Genomic DNA, 19,209 nt, shown 5'->3' on the forward strand with positions numbered 1-19,209 from the left:
TTTTTTTGCGGCGCATGGCGGGCATACTAGGCCGTCCCTTTCCCTGGTGTCGCCCGCCTCTATGCTTCGCGTCCTGATAGCCCTTGCTCTGACTTGCCTGCTCCAACCGGCCTTTGCTGACGAGCGCACGCAAACCCAACAACAGCTGGACGCCACGCGTCAGGACATTGCCGAGCTGAAGAAATTGCTGGGCAAGCTGCAACAAGAAAAGTCCGGCGTGCAGAAAGACCTCAAAGGCACCGAGACCGAGATGGGCAAGCTCGAGAAGCAGGTCGATGCCCTGCAAAAAGAGCTGAAGAAAAGCGAATCCGAGCTGCAGCGACTCGATACCGAGAAAAAAAAACTCCAGAGCGCGCGCATTGAACAGCAACGACTGATCGCCATTCAGGCCCGCGCGGCCTATCAGAACGGCCGCCAGGAGTATTTGAAGCTGCTGCTTAACCAGCAAAACCCGGAAAAATTCGCCCGCACCCTCACTTATTACGACTACCTGAGCCAGGCCCGCCTGGAGCAGCTGAAGAACTTCAACGAAACCCTGCGCCAGCTGGCCAATGTCGAAAAAGACATCGCCCTGCAGCAGGCCCAGTTGCTGGTGCAAAAAAGCAGCCTCGACAGCCAGCGCGACGAACTCGACAAAGTCCGCCAGGAGCGCCAGCAAGTTCTGGCCAAGCTCAATGAAGACGTGAAGGCTCGCGATCAGAAACTGGCCGCCCGCGAGCAGGATCAGGCAGACCTGTCTAAAGTCCTTAAAACCATTGAAGAAACCTTGGCCCGCCAGGCCCGTGAGGCAGAAGAGGCGCGGCAAAAAGCGCTGATCGCCCAGCAGGAAGCCGAAAAAAAGCGTTTACGTGAGGCTCAGGCGGAAGCAGACGCTGCCACTGACGCCCCACGCAAACCCGCCAGACCGACACCCGGCGCGCTGGTTTCAAGTTCAGGCGAGACTTTTGGCGGCCCGTTTGCTTCAACCCGGGGAAAACTTCCGTGGCCCGTTGATGGTCGACTGCTGGCACGCTTTGGCGAAACCCGTGGCGACGACGCCCGCACCAAGTGGGACGGCGTAATGATCAGCGCGGCGGCAGGCAGTCAGGTGCATGCCGTACATGGCGGTCGCGTGGTGTTTGCCGACTGGTTGCGCGGCGCCGGGCTGCTGGTGATTCTCGACCACGGCAACGGTTTTTTGAGTCTTTATGGTCACAACCAGACGCTGCTCAAGTCTGCGGGTGACGTGGTAAAAGCCGGTGAGTCCATCTCCACTGTCGGCAACAGTGGCGGGCAGGACACACCAGCGCTGTATTTCGCTATTCGTCAGCAGGGTCACCCGAGTGATCCAGCGCAATGGTGCCACGCGCAAGGATAGGCGTTGAGTCACCTACATTAGGAGTTCGTTCGACATGCTGCATTTGTCTCGCCTTACCTCGCTGGCCCTGACGATCGCCCTGGTGATCGGCGCGCCACTGGCGTTTGCCGCTCAACCGGCCCCGGCTGTCGCGCCTGCGGGCACCGCCGCGACCACCAAGGCGCCGTTGCCTCTGGAAGAGCTGCGCACCTTTGCCGAGGTCATGGACCGGATCAAGGCGGCCTATGTCGAACCGGTAGATGACAAGACCCTGCTGGAAAACGCCATCAAAGGCATGCTCAGCAACCTCGACCCGCACTCCGCCTACCTGGGCCCGGAAGACTTCGCTGAGTTGCAGGAAAGCACCAGCGGCGAATTCGGCGGCCTGGGCATCGAAGTGGGCGCCGAAGACGGTTTCATCAAGGTGGTTTCGCCGATCGATGACACCCCGGCCTCCAAAGCGGGCATCCAGGCGGGCGACTTCATCGTCAAAATCAATGGCCAACCGACTCGCGGCCAAAGCATGACCGAGGCCGTCGACAAGATGCGCGGCAAGATCGGCCAGAAAATCACCCTGACCCTGGTACGCGATGGCGGCACGCCGTTCGACGTAACACTGGCCCGCGCCGTCATTCAGGTGAAGAGCGTGAAGAGCCAACTGCTGGAGTCCGGCTACGCCTATATCCGCATCACCCAGTTCCAGGTCAAGACCGGCGACGAGGTTTCCAAGGCCCTGGCCAAGCTGCGCAAGGACAACGGCAAGAAACTCAACGGCATCATCCTCGACCTGCGTAACAACCCGGGTGGCGTGCTGCAAGCGGCGGTGGAAGTGGTTGACCACTTCATCACCAAGGGCTTGATCGTCTACACCAAGGGCCGCATCGCCAACTCCGAACTGCGCTTCTCGGCCACCGGCAAAGACGAAAGCGAGGCAGTGCCAATGGTCGTCCTGATCAACGGCGGCAGTGCCTCGGCCTCGGAAATTGTCGCGGGCGCCTTGCAGGATCACAAACGCGCAGTGGTCATGGGCACTACCAGTTTCGGCAAAGGCTCGGTGCAAACCGTGCTGCCGCTGAACAACGACCGTGCATTGAAGATCACCACGGCGCTGTACTACACGCCAAACGGCCGCTCGATTCAGGCACAGGGCATCGTCCCGGACATCGAAGTGCGCAAGGCCAAGATCACCAGCGAACAGGACGGCGAGTACTTCAAGGAAGCCGATCTGCAAGGTCACTTGGGCAATGGCAACGGCGGCGCCGAAAAACCGACCGGTTCCAGCGCCAAGGCCAAGCCGATGCCGCAGGATGATGATTACCAGTTGGCCCAGGCGCTGAGCCTGCTCAAAGGGCTGAGCATCACCTCCGGCCGCTGAGATGCCTCTGCGGTTCATCCTCGGTCTGCTGTGCTGTCTGGCGGGTGTTGCTCATGCAGCACCCGTCGTAACGGCGCCGCCAAAGGCCTATCTAAGCCTGATCATCGATGATCTGGGGCAGGACCTGCCCCGGGATCGCCGCGTGCTGGCCTTGCCCGGCCCGGTAACCACGGCGATCATGCCCGACACGCCCCACGCCAGCGAATTCGCCCGCGAAGCCCATCGCGCGGGCAAGATTGTCATCCTGCACATGCCCATGGATCCGGCCACCGGACCATTCGCCTGGCATCCCGACTCACCCATCGATGAATTGGAAAATCGCCTGAACGCGGCGTTCAAGGCCGTTCCTTATACATCGGGCATCAACAATCACATGGGCAGCCGCATGACTGCTCAGCCGGCCGCCATGGCCTGGCTGATGGCGGACTTGCAGCGCCGGCACAAGTTCTTTGTCGACAGCCGCACCAGTGCGCAGACAGTCGCGGCCGCCGAGGCGCAGAAAATTGGCCTGGCGAGCGTATCCAGGGATGTGTTTCTGGATGATGAGCGCACGGAAGCGGCGATTTTCGCGCAACTGCAGACGGCGATCAGCCTGGCACGAAAGCAGGGCTCAGCCGTGATGATCGGGCATCCGTATCCGCAGACGCTGGCCGTTCTCGAGCGGGAACTGCCCAAGCTCAAAGCGCAGGGAATCGACTGGATCGATATCAAAATGATGATCAGCGTGCGCGGCAATCGCGCAACGGCTGCCCATGGGAAAGATGGGGTGTACCGCTAATCTGCCACACCACAGAACCACTGTGTGCGAGCCTGCTCGCGAAGAGGGAATGCCAGGCAACATTGATGTCGACTGACACGCCCTCTTCGCGAGCAGGCTCGCACATTTGAATGTTGTGTGTCAGAGATACTTCGCCATGATCTCGTCGACCACGCCTTCCTTGCGCAATTGATCCAGTGCCGCTTGCAGCTTGGCGACGGTCTCATCAGGGACATCCTTATTCAACGCCAGGTACAACTCGGCGCTGTTGAAGCGAAGCACCGTTTTGAGCCCGGTGATCCCTTCCTGGCGCGCCAGATAGCGCCCGGCCGGATCGCCGGTAGCCCACAGATCGATCTGCCCGCTGACCAGCTTCTTCGCGTTATCTTGATCGCGGAGCACAACGACAGGGTTGAGCCCCTGCTTGGCCAATGTCTCGGCAATCGCATCGCCCTTGTACGCGCCGATCTTGTATTTGCGCGCATCGTCCAGGGTTTCCAGATTGATCTTGCTATCCGCCTTCGCCAGCATGATCCAGTCGTCCGGACCGATAGGGCCGACCCACTTGAACAGATTTTCGCGATCCGGCAGCCGCGCCATCACAAATACGCCATAACCGGGTTTCTCGAGGGCGATTTTGTAGATTCGCTCCCAAGGAAAACGCAGCGTCAGGCTGTAGGTGATGTCGGCGCGTTTGAACATCTCACGGACAATGTCGACGGCAATGCCGTTGATGTTCTCGTCCTGAGCGAAGTTTTTGCCGTTCTTCGCCATGTTGTACGGAGGGAAGTTTTCCGTCAGCAACACCAGGCCAGTGTGGGGGCTCTCTGCAGCATGCGCCCCATTGATGAGCAATAGACAAGCGCTGGCGAGGACAAGAAGGCGTTTGAACATGTCTGGCTACCGAAATCCATGGCGTACCCAAGAGTGCCTTGAGCCCGCCATGATGTCCACTGGCCTGTATCGCTTGTTGAAGCGCTGTACGAAAAGTCCACCTTCCAACACAGTAGATCGTCGAGAAGGCAGTTTTCGCAGGGGCCTAACGCATCACGATGCCGCGATGCGCCATGTAGGCCTTGGCTTCCTGCACGGTGTATTCGCCGAAGTGGAAAATACTCGCCGCCAATACGGCGCTGGCGTGGCCTTCGAGAATGCCATCGGCCAAGTGCTGCAGATTGCCCACCCCGCCGGAAGCGATCACCGGAATGCCCAGAGCATCGCTGATGGCGCGGGTGACACCCAGGTCAAAGCCGTTTTTCATGCCGTCCTGGTCCATGCTGGTCAGCAGGATTTCACCGGCACCGAGGCCTTCCATCTTCTTCGCCCATTCAACCGCGTCGAGCCCCGTTGGCTTGCGACCCCCATGGGTGAAAATTTCCCAGCGCGGGGTTTCGCCCGGCAGTGAAACTTTCTTGGCGTCGATAGCGACGACGATGCACTGCGAACCGAAATGTTGCGCCGCTTCGCCAACGAATTCCGGGTTGAACACGGCTGCGGTGTTGATCGAAACCTTGTCCGCGCCGGCATTCAGCAAGTTGCGAATGTCCTGCACGGTCCGCACGCCACCGCCCACGGTCAGCGGGATGAACACCTGGCTGGCCATGCGTTCGACGGTGTGCAACGTGGTGTCGCGGCCGTCGACGCTGGCGGTGATGTCGAGAAAGGTAATCTCGTCGGCGCCCTGCTCGTCGTAACGACGGGCGATTTCCACCGGGTCACCGGCGTCACGAATGTTCTCGAACTTCACACCTTTGACGACCCGGCCGTTATCCACGTCCAGGCAAGGGATGATGCGTTTGGCCAGCGCCATGGTCAGTCCTCAGCCTTTGTACGAATCGCAGAAAGCTTGCGCTTCAGCGACATCGAGGGTGCCTTCGTAGATCGCCCGGCCGGTGATTGCGCCGATGATGCCTGGCGCCTTGGCGTCGAGCAGCGACTTGATGTCACCGAGGTTGTGGATACCGCCGGAAGCGATCACCGGAATCTTCGTCGCGGCGGCCAGCGCAGCGGTGAACGGTACGTTGCAGCCCTGCATCATGCCGTCTTTGGCGATGTCGGTATAAACGATCGCGGACACGCCGTCGGCTTCGAATTGCCTGGCCAGGTCGATCACCTGAATGGTGCTGATTTCAGCCCAGCCGTCGGTAGCAACGAATCCATCCTTGGCGTCCAGGCCAACAATAACCTTGCCCGGGAACGCGCGGCAGGCTTCAGCAACGAAGGCCGGATCTTTCACCGCTTTGGTGCCGATGATCACGTAGCTCACGCCCGCTTTCACGTAGTGCTCGATGGTTTCCAGCGAGCGAATACCGCCACCGATCTGGATCGGCAGGTTCGGGTAGCGCTTGGCAATGGCCGTGACGACTTCGCCATTGACTGGCTGGCCTTCGAAGGCGCCGTTCAGATCGACCAGATGCAGACGACGGCAACCGCCCTCCACCCACTTGGCAGCCATGCTCACCGGGTCATCGGAGAACACTGTGGAATCTTCCATGCGGCCCTGGCGCAGACGAACACAGGCACCGTCTTTGAGATCGATAGCGGGAATAATCAGCATCTGGCAAACCTTCAAATTCGAGTATTCAGCTTCGCTCGGAAATCAGTTTTTCTCGAGCGCCCACAAGTCGCTTTCGATGCTTTCGAACCTTTCTTTAAGGTGCGTCTGCACATCGAAAATCGCCCTGTTGTAATAGTGCGGCGCAATTTCACGGGTAAACAGCTCAAGGATTTCGGCCGCTTCGAACGAACCCAGGTCCAGCTCGAAGCGGTCTTCCATGAAGCGTTTGATCTTGTGATTGGCCTCGTTCTCCTGTTCGGGAGTGAGGGTCAGGATCGGCGGCTTCTTCTTGACGGCCATTTACCAGCGACCATCCCACGCCGCGAAGTTCTGCAGCAATTGCAGGCCATGGGTATGGCTCTTCTCCGGGTGGAACTGCACGGCGAAACGCGAGCCATCAGCCAGCGCCGCAGCAAAATCAACACCGTAGTGACCGCCACCCACCACCTGCCGGGCGTTGCCGGCCGCGATGTAGTAGCTGTGCACGAAATAGAAACGTGCCAGGTCCGGAATGTTGTGCCACAGCGGGTGACTCACCGTCTGCTTCACTTCGTTCCAGCCCATGTGCGGGACTTTCAGGTGTTCGCCGTCTTCATGCAGGTCTTTGCCGAAGAACTTCACCGCGCCCGGAAACAGGCCGATGCAGTCAACGCCATCGTTCTCTTCACTGCTGTCGAGCAAGGCTTGCATGCCCACGCAGATGCCGAGGAACGGGCGGTCCTGGCTGACTTCACGCACCAGCGAATCGAAGCCCAGGCGACGAATTTCCGCCATGCAGTCGCGAATCGCGCCGACGCCGGGGAAAACCACCCGGTCGGCTTCGCGAATCACGTCGGCATCGCTGGTGATCAAGACCTTGCCGGCACCGACGTGCTCAAGGGCCTTGGCCACCGAGTGCAGGTTGCCCATGCCGTAATCGATAACCGCGACCGTCTGCATTAGAGAACGCCTTTGGTTGATGGCATCTGACCCGCCATGCGGTCATCGAGCTCTACGGCCATGCGCAGGGCACGGCCGAACGCCTTGAACACGGTTTCGATCTGGTGGTGGGTGTTGGTGCCACGCAGGTTGTCGATGTGCAGGCTGACAAGGGCATGGTTGACGAAGCCCTGGAAGAATTCCTGGAACAGGTCAACGTCGAAACCGCCGACGGTGGCGCGGGTATAGGGAACATGCATCTGCAGGCCAGGACGGCCGGAGAAGTCGATCACCACACGCGACAGCGCTTCATCGAGCGGCACATAGGCATGGCCGTAGCGACGGATGCCTTTCTTGTCGCCGATGGCTTTGGCAAAGGCCTGACCCAAAGTGATACCGACGTCTTCCACGGTGTGGTGGTCGTCGATATGCAGGTCGCCCTTGCTGACAATATCCAGGTCGATCAGCCCGTGACGGGCGATCTGGTCCAGCATGTGCTCAAGAAAAGGTACACCGATATCAAATCGGGCCTTTCCGGTGCCATCCAGGTTGATCGAGGCTTTGATCTGGGTTTCCAGAGTGTCGCGCTCGACAGACGCCTTACGTTCGGCCATCACCAGCTCCGCAAAATCATTGGGCGAAAAAGGCAGCCATTATAGGGGCGCGGGCGAGAAACAGAAACACGAGAGGTGATATCCCTGACGGAGTGAATCCGGCGCTGTCAGCGATATACATGTCAGTACAAGCAGAATTCGCCGGATCACCACAAAAACAAATGTGGGAGCGAGCCTGCTCGCGAAGGGGCCAACACATTCAACATCTCTGTCTACAGTCAGACCGCTTTCGCGAGCAGGCTCGCTCCCACAGAGGGTGATGCGTTTACTTAGTGGAACAGGACCGCCGTCTTCTGCAAGGTCACCCAAACACCCCACGCCAACGGAATACCCACCACCAGCCAGGCAGCCACCGCCAACGGCTTGGTGCCCGCCCCCGCTTTCCACTCCAGCACAGTGCTGTTGTCAGCCCCCTTATCGTGGCCCAGCGCCTGTTCGGCGGCCAGTTCAGCGTCAGTCATGAAGTACTTGTCAGCCACTGGACGTACCAGCAGGTTACAGATGAAACCCAACACCAGCAGGCCCGCCAGGATGTACAGCGTGATGTCGTAAGCCGCTGCGCGCTCCACGCCGATGCTCAACTGATATTCGCGCAGGTAGTTCACCAACACCGGACCCAACACGCCCGCTGCTGCCCAGGCAGTCAGCAGACGGCCATGGATCGCGCCGACCATTTGTGTACCGAACAGGTCCGCAAGATAGGCCGGAACGGTCGCAAAACCACCGCCGTACATCGACAGGATGATGCAGAACGCTGCCACGAACAGTGCAACGTTGCCCAGGTGACCGAGGTTCGGGATCAGCGCATACAGCGCAAAACCCAGGGCGAAGAACACGAAATAAGTATTTTTGCGGCCCAGGTAGTCCGAGAACGAAGCCCAGAAAAAGCGGCCGCCGATGTTGAACAGACTCAGTAAACCGGTGAAACCGGCCGCAATCGCCGCAATCGAGGCCAGCTGTGAAGCATCAAGTTGACCGAACGTCAGGTCGTTACCGAGTAATTTACCGGCGAACACTTCCTGCAACAGTGGCGAAGCCATGCCGAGGATGCCGATACCGGCGGACACGTTCAGGCACAACACCAGCCACACCAGACGGAATTGTGGAGTCTTCCACGCCACATTCACATGGACGTGACGGTGCGTGATCATCGCGTTCGACGCTTTTTTCGCCGGAGCGGTCCAGCCTTCTGGCTTCCAGCCGGTTGGCGGAACGCGGTAGGACAAGGCGCCGCCGATCATGAACACAAAGTAAATCGCGGCCATCACCAGAAAGCTCTGCCACACGCCTACGCTGTCTGCCGACGCGAAGTGGCCCATCAGCGCTGCAGCCAGTGGAGCACCCACCATCGCGCCACCACCGAAACCCATGATCGCCATGCCGGTCGCCATGCCACGCTTGTCCGGGAACCACTTGATCAGGGTCGAGACTGGCGAGATGTAACCCAGGCCCAGGCCGATACCGCCAATGACCCCGGAGCCGACCCACATCAGCCAAATCTGGTGGGTATAAATCCCCAAGGCCGAAATCAGCAGACCGCCGCACCAGCACAGTGCGGAAACAACGCCAGCCTTGCGCGGACCGGCGTGTTCCAGCCAGCCACCCCAGATCGCGGCCGAGCAGCCAAGGAAGATGAAGAACAGGGTGTAGATCCAGCCGAGCATCGAGATCGGCCAGTCGCATTGCGACGAGAAGATTTGCGAAATGAAGCTCATGTCAGGGGCACAGGTTACAGATTTGGTGACACCCAAGGCTTTGGACAGTGGCAGCCAGAACACCGAGAAGCCGTACGCCATGCCAATGCACAGGTGGATAGCCAGCGCGGCCGGCGGTACCAGCCAACGGTTAAAACCGGGCTTGGCGATGATGCGCTCCTTGGACAGGAACGCGGGCGGGGCGGTTTTAAGGCCGTCCGCCGTTATGCTCGTGGTCATTGTGTATCCCCCAATTATTAGTAGGGTTCGCCAGCCGTTCCTCATCCCGGCCTTTATGCACGCGGGCATGACCGTTTTCTCGACGAAGCATCATTTTGATGCGACATCTCGTCGCAGAAGGACGGACGAACCGGCAGAGGTTACCATTTGCACGTGACAGAAAAATCAATCTGACATCACCTATCCCTGTCATCTCTTACACAACCCGCACGGGAACCACCATGCCTATCATTGTCGAGCCGCTGAACGAAGCCACTTACCAGGATCAGCAGGACCTGCAAAAGATCTACCGCGATGCGCCGGACTGGTTGTTCGCTCCATTCGCCGCAGACGTGCAGTTGATCGAAGCCTGCTTGCGCGATGGTTCGCTGATTGGCGGTCGTTTCAACGATCGCCTGTTGGGCGCGGCACGCCTGCAGCGGCACCAGGACGTATGGCATCTGTCCCAACTATGTGTAAGAAAAATCACCCGTCGCCGTGGCGTCGCCGAGCGCCTGGTGAGCGAAGCGCAGAAGATGGCGTTGCAATCGGGTGCGACCTTGCACTTGCTGGCGCCTGCCGGACACCTTGAAGCTCAGGCACTCGCGGCAAAACTGAAAATGCCGCTGGATGTACTGCCGACGTGATCGCTGACCGGTCGTTCGTTTTGGAGCGCTATACTCCCCGGCTATATTTCGAATTCGTTTAACTACAAGGACTCGCCCATGAAAGCGTTCGGCAAAATCCTGGGTCTGGTACTTCTCGGGCTGTTGCTGATCATTGTGGCGCTGGGCTTTGCCCTGACGCACTTCTTCGATCCCAACGACTATAAAGACGAGATTCGCCAGATTGCCCGCGACAAGGCCCACATCGAGCTGACGCTCAATGGCGATATCGGCTGGAGCCTGTTCCCATGGCTGGGCCTGGAATTGCACGAAGCCAGTGTCGCGACCCTGGTCAAACCCACCGAGCCGTTCGCAGATTTGCAGATGCTCGGCCTCTCCGTGCGTGTACTGCCGCTGCTGCGCCGTGAAGTACAAATGAGCGATGTGCGCGTCGAAGGCTTGAACCTGCGCCTGAACCGCGACAAGGACGGCCATGGCAACTGGGAAGACGTTGGCAAGGTCCCGGCGCCAGCCAGCCCGACCACACCTCCCGCCACCACCCCCGAATCAACGGCGCAGGCCCCTGCCCCAGCGGAAAAACCGGCCCAGCCAATCCGTCTGGACATCGACAGCCTGACCGTCAACAACGCCCGCGTTGAATACAACGACGAGAAAACCGGCAAGCAGTTCAGCGCCGAAAGTATTCAGCTCAGTACAGGCCCGGTTCACGACTCCACCAACATCCCGGTCAAACTTACTGCGTTCCTCGGCACCAACCAGCCGGTTTTGCGAGTACGTACGGAGTTCAACGGCGAACTGCGGTTCGAGCGTGCATTGCAGCGCTACAAACTCGAAGACATGAAGCTGACCGGCGAAGTCGCTGGCGATCCGCTGCAAGGCAAAACCATCACCTTCGCCGCCCAGGGCCAGTTGCTGTTGGATAAAGCAGCGAACGTCGCCGAATGGACCGGCATCAAGATCTCTGCCAACCAACTACGTGCCTTGGGTGAGTTGAAAGTCAACAACCTCGACAAGACCCCGCAAATCAACGGCGGCATTTCGATTGCCCAGTTCGACCTGGCGAAATTCGTCGACAGCATCGGGCAGACACTGCCGGCCATGGCGGAAGGCAGCCTGAGCAAAGTCGAATTGGTCAGCCGCATTGCCGGTACGCCGACCAGTGTGTCGTTCGACAACATCAACCTGAAAGTCGATGACAGCAGCTTCAGCGGCCGCATCGCCGTCGAGGATTTCGCCAAGCAATCGTTGCGCGCGGTGCTCAAGGCCGACACGTTCAACGTCGACCGCTACCTGCCGCCGAAATCTGCCGAAGCCAACAGCGCGACGCAGGTCCGTAAGGCCGAAGTGGCCAGCACCGAAGCCACTGCCCTGGCCGGCACCGGCAGCACACCACTGCCCGAAAAACCGACCAAAGGCCCGTGGAGCACCACGCGCCTGTTACCAGTGGAACGGCTCAGCCGACTTGATGTGGATGCTGACTTGACCTTCGGCCAGCTGACCCTCGACAAACTGCCGATCCAGAACGCGGCACTCAAGGCCACGGGCCAGGGTGGCCTGCTGACGCTGGAGACCTTGCGCGGTGATCTGTACGACGGCAACTTCGACGCCAAGGGCACCCTCGACGTACGCCAGCAAGTGCCCGCGCTGAACCTGCAAACCAACATCAGCAAAGTGCCTGTGGACAAGATTCTCGAGAGCCAGGGTAAAAATCCACCGGTCAAAGGTCTCGTCACGCTCAGCAGCAACCTGACCAGTAGCGGCAACAGCGAGAGCGCACTGATCGACAGCCTCAACGGTACTGCCAGCTTCGTCATCAACAACGGCGTGTTGCTCAACGCCAACCTCGAACAGCAACTGTGCAAAGGCATCGCCACGCTAAACCGCAAAACCCTGAGCGGCGAGCCACGGGGCAAGGACACACCGTTCCAGGAACTCAAGGGCAGCCTGATCTTGCGCAACGGCGTGGCCAGCAACCCGGACCTGAAAGTCCGTGTCCCTGGCATGAGCGTCAAAGGCGACGGCGATGTCGACCTGCGGGTGCTGGGCATGGATTACCGCGTGGGCGTTATCGTCGAAGGCGACAAGAGCGACATGCCGGACCCGGCCTGCCAGGTCGGCGAGAAGTTCGTGGGCATCGAGTGGCCGCTGCGCTGCCGTGGCCCACTGGAGCTGGGCGCCAAAGCCTGCCGTCTCGACAACGAACGCATGGGCCAGGTCGCGAACAAACTGGCGGGTGAAAAAATCGGCGAGAAAATCGACGAGAAACTTGGCGACAAGGTCAGCCCGGAACTGAAAAACGCGTTGAAGGGGCTGTTCAAGCGATGAATGCCGAGCAGTTTTCATCAGCAGTGCTCGATTGGTACGACCGCCACGGCCGCCACGATTTGCCCTGGCAACAAGGCATCACCCCGTATCGGGTGTGGGTCTCGGAAATCATGCTGCAGCAAACCCAGGTCAGCACCGTGCTGAACTACTTCGACCGTTTCATGGCCTCGCTGCCAACGGTTGAAGCCCTGGCTGCCGCACCCGAAGATGAGGTGCTGCACCTGTGGACTGGCCTCGGCTACTACACCCGTGCGCGCAATCTGCAAAAGACCGCGAAGATCGTCGTCGCCGAATATCGCGGCGAATTTCCACAGGATGTGGAGAAGCTTGTGGACCTGCCGGGCATCGGCCTGTCCACGGCCGGTGCTATCGCCAGCCTGAGCATGGGACTGCGGGCGCCGATCCTCGACGGCAACGTTAAACGGGTGCTGGCGCGGTTTACAGCCCAAGAGGGTTACCCCGGCGAGCCCAAGGTCGCCAAACAGCTGTGGGCGAACGCTGAGCGCTTTACGCCGCATGACCGGGTCAATGCCTACACCCAGGCGATGATGGATTTGGGCGCCACGCTGTGTACTCGCAGCAAACCGAGTTGCCTGCTCTGCCCGCTTGAAAAGGGATGCGAAGCACACCTGCTTGGCCTGGAAACGCGCTACCCCGTCCCCAAGCCACGCAAAGCCGTGCCACAGAAGCGCACGCTGATGCCGATGCTCGCCAACGGCGACGGCGCCATTCTGCTTTACCGGCGGCCTTCCACGGGTTTGTGGGGCGGACTCTGGAGCCTGCCGGAACTCGACGACCTCGATGACCTGCAACATCTGGCGTTGCAGCACTCGCTGGAACTGGGCACGCAACAAGCGCTGCCGAGCCTGGTGCACACCTTCAGTCATTTTCAGTTATCCATCGAACCCTGGCTGGTTCAGGTCCAGGAAGCCGGCCATCACGTGGCCGAGGCCGACTGGCTCTGGTATAACCTCGCCACCCCGCCGCGCCTGGGCCTTGCCGCCCCGGTCAAAACCTTGCTCGAACGCGCGGCCGCCGTATTGAACGCAGGAGAGTCGTCATGACCCGCACCATCATGTGCCGCAAGTACAAAGAAGAATTGCCCGCCCTGGAACGCGCTCCCTTCCCGGGCGCAAAAGGCCAGGACATTTTTGACCACGTCTCGGCCAAGGCCTGGGCCGACTGGCAGAAACACCAGACCCTGCTGATCAACGAAAAACGCCTGAACATGATGAATGCCGAAGACCGCAAATATCTTCAGGGCGAGATGGACAAGTTCTTTTCCGGCGAGGAATACGCCAAGGCTGACGGCTACGTTCCACCCGCTGAATAATCCCCGTTTTTCGGGGGTCGGATCGTAAGCGACGGTAATAATTAAAATTTTTTTCAAAACTTTGTTGACGACCCCCTGAAAAAACAGTTTAATGCGCCCCGTTGCCCAGATAGCTCAGTCGGTAGAGCAGGGGATTGAAAATCCCCGTGTCGGCGGTTCGATTCCGTCTCTGGGCACCAAAATACCGAAAAACCCCAAGCGAAGATGATTCCTTGGGGTTTTTTATTGCCTACGATTTAATGGCTGCTGGACCATTTCTGGACCAAGGCGCTTCGTCAGTGTGATTGAAAGGCGTCCAACGGACTTTCGGTACCGGACCCAAAACTGAATAGTTTTAATCTGATTTAAATTGTCAGGCTGAGAGCCTCACTCAGACAAGCTGAGACGTCGGCAATACAGTCCGCCCCAGCGCAGCCCTTTCGTTCCCCCTGGCACGCCACAGGGCCTCTGAGCACTTTCTACCGCCTCGCACTCCAGACGCTTACAAGTCACTCGGTATGCGCGGCGGCAGGACGCTACAGTGCACATCAAGAACCGAGAACCAAGGCAACCGAGCGGCTCTCCATCTCAAATGAAAAGCCCAATAGCGTTGACCCTCCTTTTTAGTTCAAGCCTATAGACCCCATCCAACAACAATAACTCCCCTGCCTCGAAGACTTCATTTTTGTTGAAGCCTCGAACTGCTCGGACAGCCGCACTGGTGTCCACCACTTCACACATGACTAAATAACATGGACATCCCGCCTGTAGCTGCCGCGTATGACGCCGGCGCTCGTCAGCTCCCAAGCTACTCGATTGCAGGCCTTCGTCAAAAATCCAGATGTATCGTTTACTACCGATTTTTTTGGAGCCATCCTGCCAAACACGCAAAAAAATCACACCATCAGAATCTCTGACGCTGCCCCACGACCAGCGCGGGTTGTTGAGAGGAGCACCAAGCCTTTCAAAAAATCCAGATAGAGTCATATGCGGGTATCCCCATAAATCACGAAAAAGGCCAATTGATATGCTGCGTTTTTTTGTACGCATAGCTAACAGCCTTTAGCGCGCCCTAACATTTACGATTTTTTTTAATGATGCTGCTTGCTCATTTTTCATAGACTCAAATGTCACCCAGTACGCGCGGCACGCATAAACCAGCCCCTTGAGTCGAAATAGGACAAAATACTGGACCTCCGATGCAACTGGTTAATTGCACCGACTTGCGCACCCATTTGCATTCGACTAATCAGTCATTTGCATCGGCCTTGACCAGTACCCTTCGTGGCCCTGACCGGCAGAGATCGGCCGATTCTGTTGAAAAAGTCGGCCATTGTTTGCGCATCAGAAAAGTACGCGTCCGAGATTGAAATCTTTACTTTTGGCAAAGGCATCCGGACTCGGATTTCACGTAGCAGCATGCGAAAAAAGGCGTTTCACCATTAAATGATCATGCAGTTTGGGCAGACCGACCTTTTCAACAGAATCGGCCAATAGCAGCCGTTCGGATGAGGCCGTCTCATTGTTCTTGTCGAAATAGAGGAATTGAGTTTAGTCTCCTAAACGCTGATTTTTTCAATGGCGCCGTAATTTCACAATACTCATACTATGGATGGTTACAGTTGCTCAAGAACGAGCGAAGTGAGCTTAGATGTCCACAACCCTTCCACATGCGGCTTGGTTAAAAAAAGCTGACCACAAAGTCACAACATCAGATGGTGTGTCTGTCGACGTTTTTGAGCTTCAAATAGAACTTAGTGCTGCTCCAATTCTCAGCGCTTGGGCGAAGTCATTTCGTCAGCACTACTGCCTTGACGCGCAGATAGACCGTCTCCGAAGGGGCACCGGTAAGTCTTGCGCTGAATACCTAACAGATATGGTATTTCCAGATGAATCGCACGATTTCGGACCAGCGACACGCTCCGGAGATTTTGCCGAAATCCTCATTGCTGATCTTCTTGAACGTCAGTTTGGATTCTGGGCTCCTAGAACGCGTTATGACGATAAGCTTGTTCGTAACGAGTCACCAAAAGGCACGGATGTGCTGGCGTTCAAATTTCATGGTGCAAGTCCTTCAAAACCCTCCCGTAAAGACGTTTTGGTTTCTTTCGAATCTAAGGCACAACTTAGCGGCAAGAAGGCTGTCGCTCCGTTCGCAACGCCTACAATTCCCAGTTCGTTCAACGCCTTTTCTAGGTTCCATCCGTTTACTCGCATCAACCGATCAATCTTTCGATTGGCCTCGGGTGACAGTCGCTCTCTTTCAAAAAGCATTCAGCCCTCCAGAGGGGCTTCAACCCACGATATCTTGTTCTTGGTCCTGCAGAGCTCTTCAATGGCACCGTTGGCGACTGCCCATTCGATGACTTCATAGAGATACGTCGCGTGTTGACGTCTGGATTTGTTGACGGCTTTGTGCAGGATGCGATCCAGCACAGGTTCGAAACGAACCTGTGCTGGGATATCCCGTTTTTGGTTTGGGTCCTGGTACAAAGCGTTATACCGCGAGCTTGGAGAGTGTCTAGAAAACCCGGGGCGATTCAGGCGACATATTGAGTCAAACTCGAAGCCTAATGGTCTCATGAGACCAACTACAACCAGTGCTGGCAAGCATGAAATTGCGAACGTTTACGCCGTGTGCACACCTTGTGTGGGGATATTCGCCAGCCAGCGATCGGATCTTGAGAATCAGACGAAGGAAATAGTCCAACCAACTTTTCCCGCCATACCAATAGAACTCAAAAAATGGCAAACGCTCGCCGGCATTAAAACACCGACAAGCGCCAAAAGTTCGTGATTAAATTATTCAGAACAACTTTTTCAGTTCCTCTGTAAAACCAGATACTTTTTTATCCGGGTTCTTTTTGCACAACTTTACAAATTCAGGGAGAACCTCCGCTTTAACTTTTTCTTTAGTGAAAGACCCCCCATTTGAATTAATATTCTCGTCGACTGAAACCCAAAGTACGACTGGGGCTTGGGCTGACGGGGGCGCTACAAGGAACTCCTTACACGTCATATCATCGGCATTAGTCGTCGCAGCATAAACACCGCTGACGGAGGAAAGCATCAAGCTAGCCAGGGCCATATTGCAAAAAACCTTATGAGTCATATCAAGCATCTCCACAAATTTGAATAAAACCTCTGTATATACAGAGATAAAATAAGGCATTAATTTATGCTAAAAAACTTATATTTAGCGAAACAAGTATAGACGGTTTCACACAGTGTCAATATCAGTTTTCAATATATGACATTCACATTCAGAACAACCCGACAGCATTGACATACAGCCTTCCTTCAAAAAAAGTAGCATCAGGGTGACACTGAAAGCGAGATTCCCCCAAAAAAGAAGAGCTAGAATTCAGCATCTTCCCTACACCAACGTCGAGTGGTAGTGCGGTGGTTGCTGATGAGGAAGTTTCTAAAATGATTGGTGAGCAGCACAGAAAATCTGCTGCTTTTGAAATGGAAGCTTTCGCGGTTTACGAAGCGTGCCGGATAGCCCAAAGCCAACCTCTATTCTTTAGTGCTAAATCCGTTGTTGATGATGGGAGCATAACTAAAGGAGATCATTTTCACCGGGGCGCAGCATCAATTTAACAGGGAGTTGGTGTCCGGTTTTGTAGGGGCAAGTCCAGGGATCTATCTCAACTTCTGAGATCGGACAGGTTTTTGGATACGGTCCCCAATCCTATATTGGCACTTCTCTACCGTTGGTTTTCTTCCGCGTACAGTGACAAGTTTAATGTACACGGAGGTCATTACTATGCGGGTTATGAAACTAAAAATCCGCTTAACCATATGTCACGCGGTGCGTGCGGTGCATCAAAAACCATCCGTAATCCGCCTGCCACGCTCCGGTGCTCCTCCGGTACGTCCGGAAGCTTTTGAAGCCATCTGGTCCATTTCTGGCCGGAATTGACCGCCCCGCATTTCAGATCGGGCCAGGAAATCCAGGCGTTTTTCACATGCGGCCGGGCTTTCACAGGTTTTGAAAATCCCCGTGTCGGCGGTTCGATTCCGTCTCTGGCACCAAATACCGAAAACCCTGAATCGCAAGATTCAGGGTTTTTTTATGCCCGGGATTTGATGAGGGGCTATTCCAGCCACCCTCCAAGCGCCTGACGAAGCCTCAATTCCCTACCTCCTGTCGCCACGCCAGCAAGCGCCTGTAACGGTTGCCGGCGCCGAGTCCCGAGAAACGTCAGACATAGGTGATCAGCCCTTCTTGGCAGCCTCTTGGGTCTGTCGGAACGCTCCGTATGATTTAACGGAAATGGATGACATACGCTGATCATCAGATTGGGCAGAATCGGATGAGGAGCTGCCGCATAACCGGGAGCAGAGACACCACAGGGATGTAGACAATGACTGGCGCCATCAAACAAGACGTCGAAACCACTGAGTTTGTTACTGAACAAGAAATCAGAACGTTCAGCTTTGATATTCGGCAGTCAACATTGCTTCATGAGTTCGCCAAAGAACTGGCCGCCATCGGCGGGCCGCAGGCACCAGGAGCCAAGTCCAAAGCCTCTCTGGCAGCCACCGAATTGAAGTTCTCATTTTCGAAAGACCAATGCGAACTGCTGGATGCCTACGCCGATGGCCTTGTTTGCGTGTTGATCTTTGAAGGGCTGCAGAAAATCACCGATGTCAGCCCTCCAAATGAACTACCAGACCTGACCTCCCTGGAAAATCGATACGACGTCCTTTGCCTGGCCGCCCGTAATCAGATCTTGTTGAAGTTGGTGGATAACAGCGCCTTTGCCTACGACATGGACAACGAAGGAAAACTGGTTCGACTGGTGGCCAACTTCAAGGGCGGCGGACTGACCATAATCCCTGCCGAGCCGGACACCAAAGAACTGAGCTCCCACTCCGGCCTGGCGCTCGGCCCGCATACCGAGGCGCCTTACTGGTGCGCCGTAAACGCGAAAGACGGGCACTCTCCGTCGCCGTCGTCGCTCATACTCTCGGCCCTGTGGAATCCAAATGGAGAACCGACCTCAGTCATGCCGCTGCTACCCGTACTGGAAAAAATCGGCGTAACCAACTGCCTTGCACTAACTACAGGGAATTTTCAGTTCACCCGCAGTGACTCCTTCGTCAGTGGCAAGGGAGAGGATGGTCGCAATGTTTCGATTCTGGAGTTCGATGACAAAGTCGGGATCGCCGCCCGTTTCAACTCATACCGTTTTTCGGTCAACGACAACGCCTCAAATTTTGTCAAACAGGCCTACGCCGCCCTTTGCCAGAGTGTAGGCGAAGCCACCCCTGTCAAATACACACTGACGCAAGAGTCGGCCCTGCTCATCAATAACATCCGGGCCCTGCACTGTCGCGATGCCATAAAAGACAACAGACGTGTTCTGGTGCGCATTTTCGGCCTGTCGAAATTCTCTTCTCCGCTTGTGATTTCAGAGGACCCGTTGCAGCTGCAGGGCTGATTTTTGTTACACGTTCAGACTGTTGA

19 protein-coding genes and 1 tRNA gene are annotated in these 19,209 nt (G+C 56.8%); 11 read left to right on the forward strand and 9 right to left on the reverse strand.

The features are described 5' to 3' along the window. The first annotated feature begins 61 nt into the window (after nt 1–61). From ACM6IR_RS18220 to ACM6IR_RS18230, 3 genes are read left to right on the forward strand one after another with little or no spacing between them, the layout of a single operon-like run. Nucleotides 62–1,357 carry a murein hydrolase activator EnvC family protein gene (locus ACM6IR_RS18220; RefSeq protein WP_414908982.1) on the forward strand — a complete coding sequence of 432 codons (1,296 nt, stop codon included), beginning with the start codon at nt 62–64 and terminating at the stop codon, nt 1,355–1,357. Nucleotides 1,358–1,391: 34 nt separating this feature from the next. Further along, on the forward strand, nt 1,392–2,711 hold the full coding sequence (locus ACM6IR_RS18225; protein WP_414908983.1) for a S41 family peptidase: 1,320 nt from the start codon (nt 1,392–1,394) through the stop codon (nt 2,709–2,711). A gap of 1 nt (nt 2,712) precedes the next feature. Next, entirely contained in the window at nt 2,713–3,489 is a 777-nt protein-coding gene (locus ACM6IR_RS18230; RefSeq protein ID WP_414908984.1) for a divergent polysaccharide deacetylase family protein, read from the forward strand. A 120-nt stretch (nt 3,490–3,609) separates the two neighbouring features. On the opposite strand, the gene ACM6IR_RS18235 is transcribed toward ACM6IR_RS18230, so the two are convergent. The 7 genes from ACM6IR_RS18235 to ACM6IR_RS18265 form a co-directional block, all read right to left on the reverse strand. Next, nucleotides 3,610–4,362, reverse strand: coding sequence for a substrate-binding periplasmic protein (locus ACM6IR_RS18235; protein WP_414908985.1), 753 nt, complete (start codon nt 4,360–4,362; stop codon nt 3,610–3,612). Between the two features lie 145 nt (nt 4,363–4,507). Beyond that, nucleotides 4,508–5,278 carry an imidazole glycerol phosphate synthase subunit HisF gene (hisF, locus tag ACM6IR_RS18240; protein ID WP_007949037.1) on the reverse strand — a complete coding sequence of 257 codons (771 nt, stop codon included), beginning with the start codon at nt 5,276–5,278 and terminating at the stop codon, nt 4,508–4,510. 9 nt (nt 5,279–5,287) lie between these two features. Then, nucleotides 5,288–6,025, reverse strand: a complete 738-nt coding sequence (gene hisA, locus ACM6IR_RS18245) for a 1-(5-phosphoribosyl)-5-[(5-phosphoribosylamino)methylideneamino]imidazole-4-carboxamide isomerase (protein ID WP_008149420.1) — start codon at nt 6,023–6,025, stop codon at nt 5,288–5,290. Between the two features lie 42 nt (nt 6,026–6,067). Further along, nucleotides 6,068–6,325, reverse strand: coding sequence for a DUF2164 domain-containing protein (locus ACM6IR_RS18250; RefSeq protein ID WP_008024930.1), 258 nt, complete (start codon nt 6,323–6,325; stop codon nt 6,068–6,070). Continuing rightward, nucleotides 6,326–6,964, reverse strand: coding sequence for an imidazole glycerol phosphate synthase subunit HisH (hisH, locus tag ACM6IR_RS18255; protein ID WP_090176778.1), 639 nt, complete (start codon nt 6,962–6,964; stop codon nt 6,326–6,328). Beyond that, the gene (gene hisB / locus ACM6IR_RS18260) at nt 6,964–7,557 is read right to left on the reverse strand and encodes an imidazoleglycerol-phosphate dehydratase HisB (protein ID WP_003218037.1); all 594 of its coding nucleotides are present in this window, start codon (nt 7,555–7,557) and stop codon (nt 6,964–6,966) included. Before hisB ends, hisH begins: the two co-directional genes overlap by 1 nt. A 269-nt stretch (nt 7,558–7,826) precedes the next feature. Then, on the reverse strand, nt 7,827–9,491 hold the full coding sequence (locus tag ACM6IR_RS18265) for an OFA family MFS transporter (protein WP_414908986.1): 1,665 nt from the start codon (nt 9,489–9,491) through the stop codon (nt 7,827–7,829). A 221-nt stretch (nt 9,492–9,712) separates the two neighbouring features. On the opposite strand from ACM6IR_RS18265, the gene ACM6IR_RS18270 reads away from it, so the two are divergent. The 5 genes from ACM6IR_RS18270 (at nt 9,713) to ACM6IR_RS18290 (ending at nt 13,933) form a co-directional block, all read left to right on the forward strand. After that, the gene (locus ACM6IR_RS18270) at nt 9,713–10,117 is read left to right on the forward strand and encodes an acetyl-CoA sensor PanZ family protein (RefSeq protein ID WP_414908987.1); all 405 of its coding nucleotides are present in this window, start codon (nt 9,713–9,715) and stop codon (nt 10,115–10,117) included. Between the two features lie 78 nt (nt 10,118–10,195). After that, a complete protein-coding gene (locus tag ACM6IR_RS18275; protein WP_414908988.1) occupies nt 10,196–12,421 on the forward strand; it encodes an AsmA family protein in 2,226 nt (741 codons plus the stop codon). Then, the gene (mutY, locus tag ACM6IR_RS18280; protein WP_414908989.1) at nt 12,418–13,485 is read left to right on the forward strand and encodes an A/G-specific adenine glycosylase; all 1,068 of its coding nucleotides are present in this window, start codon (nt 12,418–12,420) and stop codon (nt 13,483–13,485) included. The genes ACM6IR_RS18275 and mutY overlap by 4 nt, the downstream gene beginning before the upstream one ends. Next, nucleotides 13,482–13,754, forward strand: a complete 273-nt coding sequence (locus ACM6IR_RS18285) for an oxidative damage protection protein (protein WP_008149405.1) — start codon at nt 13,482–13,484, stop codon at nt 13,752–13,754. Before mutY ends, ACM6IR_RS18285 begins: the two co-directional genes overlap by 4 nt. Before the next feature lie 103 nt (nt 13,755–13,857). After that, a tRNA-Phe gene (locus ACM6IR_RS18290) sits at nt 13,858–13,933 on the forward strand. 388 nt (nt 13,934–14,321) lie between these two features. On the opposite strand, the gene ACM6IR_RS18295 is transcribed toward ACM6IR_RS18290, so the two are convergent. Then, nucleotides 14,322–14,783 (reverse strand): hypothetical protein, encoded by a 462-nt coding sequence (locus ACM6IR_RS18295; RefSeq protein ID WP_414908990.1) that lies wholly within the window; start codon nt 14,781–14,783, stop codon nt 14,322–14,324. A 601-nt stretch (nt 14,784–15,384) separates the two neighbouring features. On the opposite strand from ACM6IR_RS18295, the gene ACM6IR_RS18300 reads away from it, so the two are divergent. Then, on the forward strand, nt 15,385–16,107 hold the full coding sequence (locus ACM6IR_RS18300) for a hypothetical protein (RefSeq protein WP_414908991.1): 723 nt from the start codon (nt 15,385–15,387) through the stop codon (nt 16,105–16,107). Nucleotides 16,108–16,539: 432 nt separating this feature from the next. On the opposite strand, the gene ACM6IR_RS18305 is transcribed toward ACM6IR_RS18300, so the two are convergent. Continuing rightward, entirely contained in the window at nt 16,540–16,905 is a 366-nt protein-coding gene (locus ACM6IR_RS18305) for an HdeA/HdeB family chaperone (RefSeq protein WP_414908992.1), read from the reverse strand. 230 nt (nt 16,906–17,135) lie between these two features. On the opposite strand from ACM6IR_RS18305, the gene ACM6IR_RS18310 reads away from it, so the two are divergent. Both ACM6IR_RS18310 and ACM6IR_RS18315 read left to right on the forward strand, forming a co-directional pair. After that, a complete protein-coding gene (locus ACM6IR_RS18310) occupies nt 17,136–17,336 on the forward strand; it encodes a hypothetical protein (protein ID WP_414908993.1) in 201 nt (66 codons plus the stop codon). A 767-nt stretch (nt 17,337–18,103) separates the two neighbouring features. After that, nucleotides 18,104–19,183 carry a hypothetical protein gene (locus tag ACM6IR_RS18315; RefSeq protein WP_414908994.1) on the forward strand — a complete coding sequence of 360 codons (1,080 nt, stop codon included), beginning with the start codon at nt 18,104–18,106 and terminating at the stop codon, nt 19,181–19,183. The last annotated feature ends 26 nt before the right edge of the window (nt 19,184–19,209 follow it).

This window comes from Pseudomonas sp. IT-P253, from assembly GCF_949768125.1.
GTDB lineage: Bacteria > Pseudomonadota > Gammaproteobacteria > Pseudomonadales > Pseudomonadaceae > Aquipseudomonas.

What these genes read in the sequence shown, in the direction of transcription:
- ACM6IR_RS18220 (WP_414908982.1), top strand. Translation starts at nt 62, where the DNA reads ATGCTTCGCGTCCTGATAGCCCTTGCTCTGACTTGCCTGCTCCAACCG.
- ACM6IR_RS18225 (WP_414908983.1), top strand. Translation starts at nt 1,392, where the DNA reads ATGCTGCATTTGTCTCGCCTTACCTCGCTGGCCCTGACGATCGCCCTG.
- ACM6IR_RS18230 (WP_414908984.1), top strand. Translation starts at nt 2,713, where the DNA reads ATGCCTCTGCGGTTCATCCTCGGTCTGCTGTGCTGTCTGGCGGGTGTT.
- ACM6IR_RS18235 (WP_414908985.1), bottom strand. Translation starts at nt 4,362, where the DNA reads ATGTTCAAACGCCTTCTTGTCCTCGCCAGCGCTTGTCTATTGCTCATC.
- hisF (WP_007949037.1), bottom strand. Translation starts at nt 5,278, where the DNA reads ATGGCGCTGGCCAAACGCATCATCCCTTGCCTGGACGTGGATAACGGC.
- hisA (WP_008149420.1), bottom strand. Translation starts at nt 6,025, where the DNA reads ATGCTGATTATTCCCGCTATCGATCTCAAAGACGGTGCCTGTGTTCGT.
- ACM6IR_RS18250 (WP_008024930.1), bottom strand. Translation starts at nt 6,325, where the DNA reads ATGGCCGTCAAGAAGAAGCCGCCGATCCTGACCCTCACTCCCGAACAG.
- hisH (WP_090176778.1), bottom strand. Translation starts at nt 6,964, where the DNA reads ATGCAGACGGTCGCGGTTATCGATTACGGCATGGGCAACCTGCACTCG.
- hisB (WP_003218037.1), bottom strand. Translation starts at nt 7,557, where the DNA reads ATGGCCGAACGTAAGGCGTCTGTCGAGCGCGACACTCTGGAAACCCAG.
- ACM6IR_RS18265 (WP_414908986.1), bottom strand. Translation starts at nt 9,491, where the DNA reads ATGACCACGAGCATAACGGCGGACGGCCTTAAAACCGCCCCGCCCGCG.
- ACM6IR_RS18270 (WP_414908987.1), top strand. Translation starts at nt 9,713, where the DNA reads ATGCCTATCATTGTCGAGCCGCTGAACGAAGCCACTTACCAGGATCAG.
- ACM6IR_RS18275 (WP_414908988.1), top strand. Translation starts at nt 10,196, where the DNA reads ATGAAAGCGTTCGGCAAAATCCTGGGTCTGGTACTTCTCGGGCTGTTG.
- mutY (WP_414908989.1), top strand. Translation starts at nt 12,418, where the DNA reads ATGAATGCCGAGCAGTTTTCATCAGCAGTGCTCGATTGGTACGACCGC.
- ACM6IR_RS18285 (WP_008149405.1), top strand. Translation starts at nt 13,482, where the DNA reads ATGACCCGCACCATCATGTGCCGCAAGTACAAAGAAGAATTGCCCGCC.
- ACM6IR_RS18295 (WP_414908990.1), bottom strand. Translation starts at nt 14,783, where the DNA reads ATGCGTACAAAAAAACGCAGCATATCAATTGGCCTTTTTCGTGATTTA.
- ACM6IR_RS18300 (WP_414908991.1), top strand. Translation starts at nt 15,385, where the DNA reads ATGTCCACAACCCTTCCACATGCGGCTTGGTTAAAAAAAGCTGACCAC.
- ACM6IR_RS18305 (WP_414908992.1), bottom strand. Translation starts at nt 16,905, where the DNA reads ATGCCTTATTTTATCTCTGTATATACAGAGGTTTTATTCAAATTTGTG.
- ACM6IR_RS18315 (WP_414908994.1), top strand. Translation starts at nt 18,104, where the DNA reads ATGACTGGCGCCATCAAACAAGACGTCGAAACCACTGAGTTTGTTACT.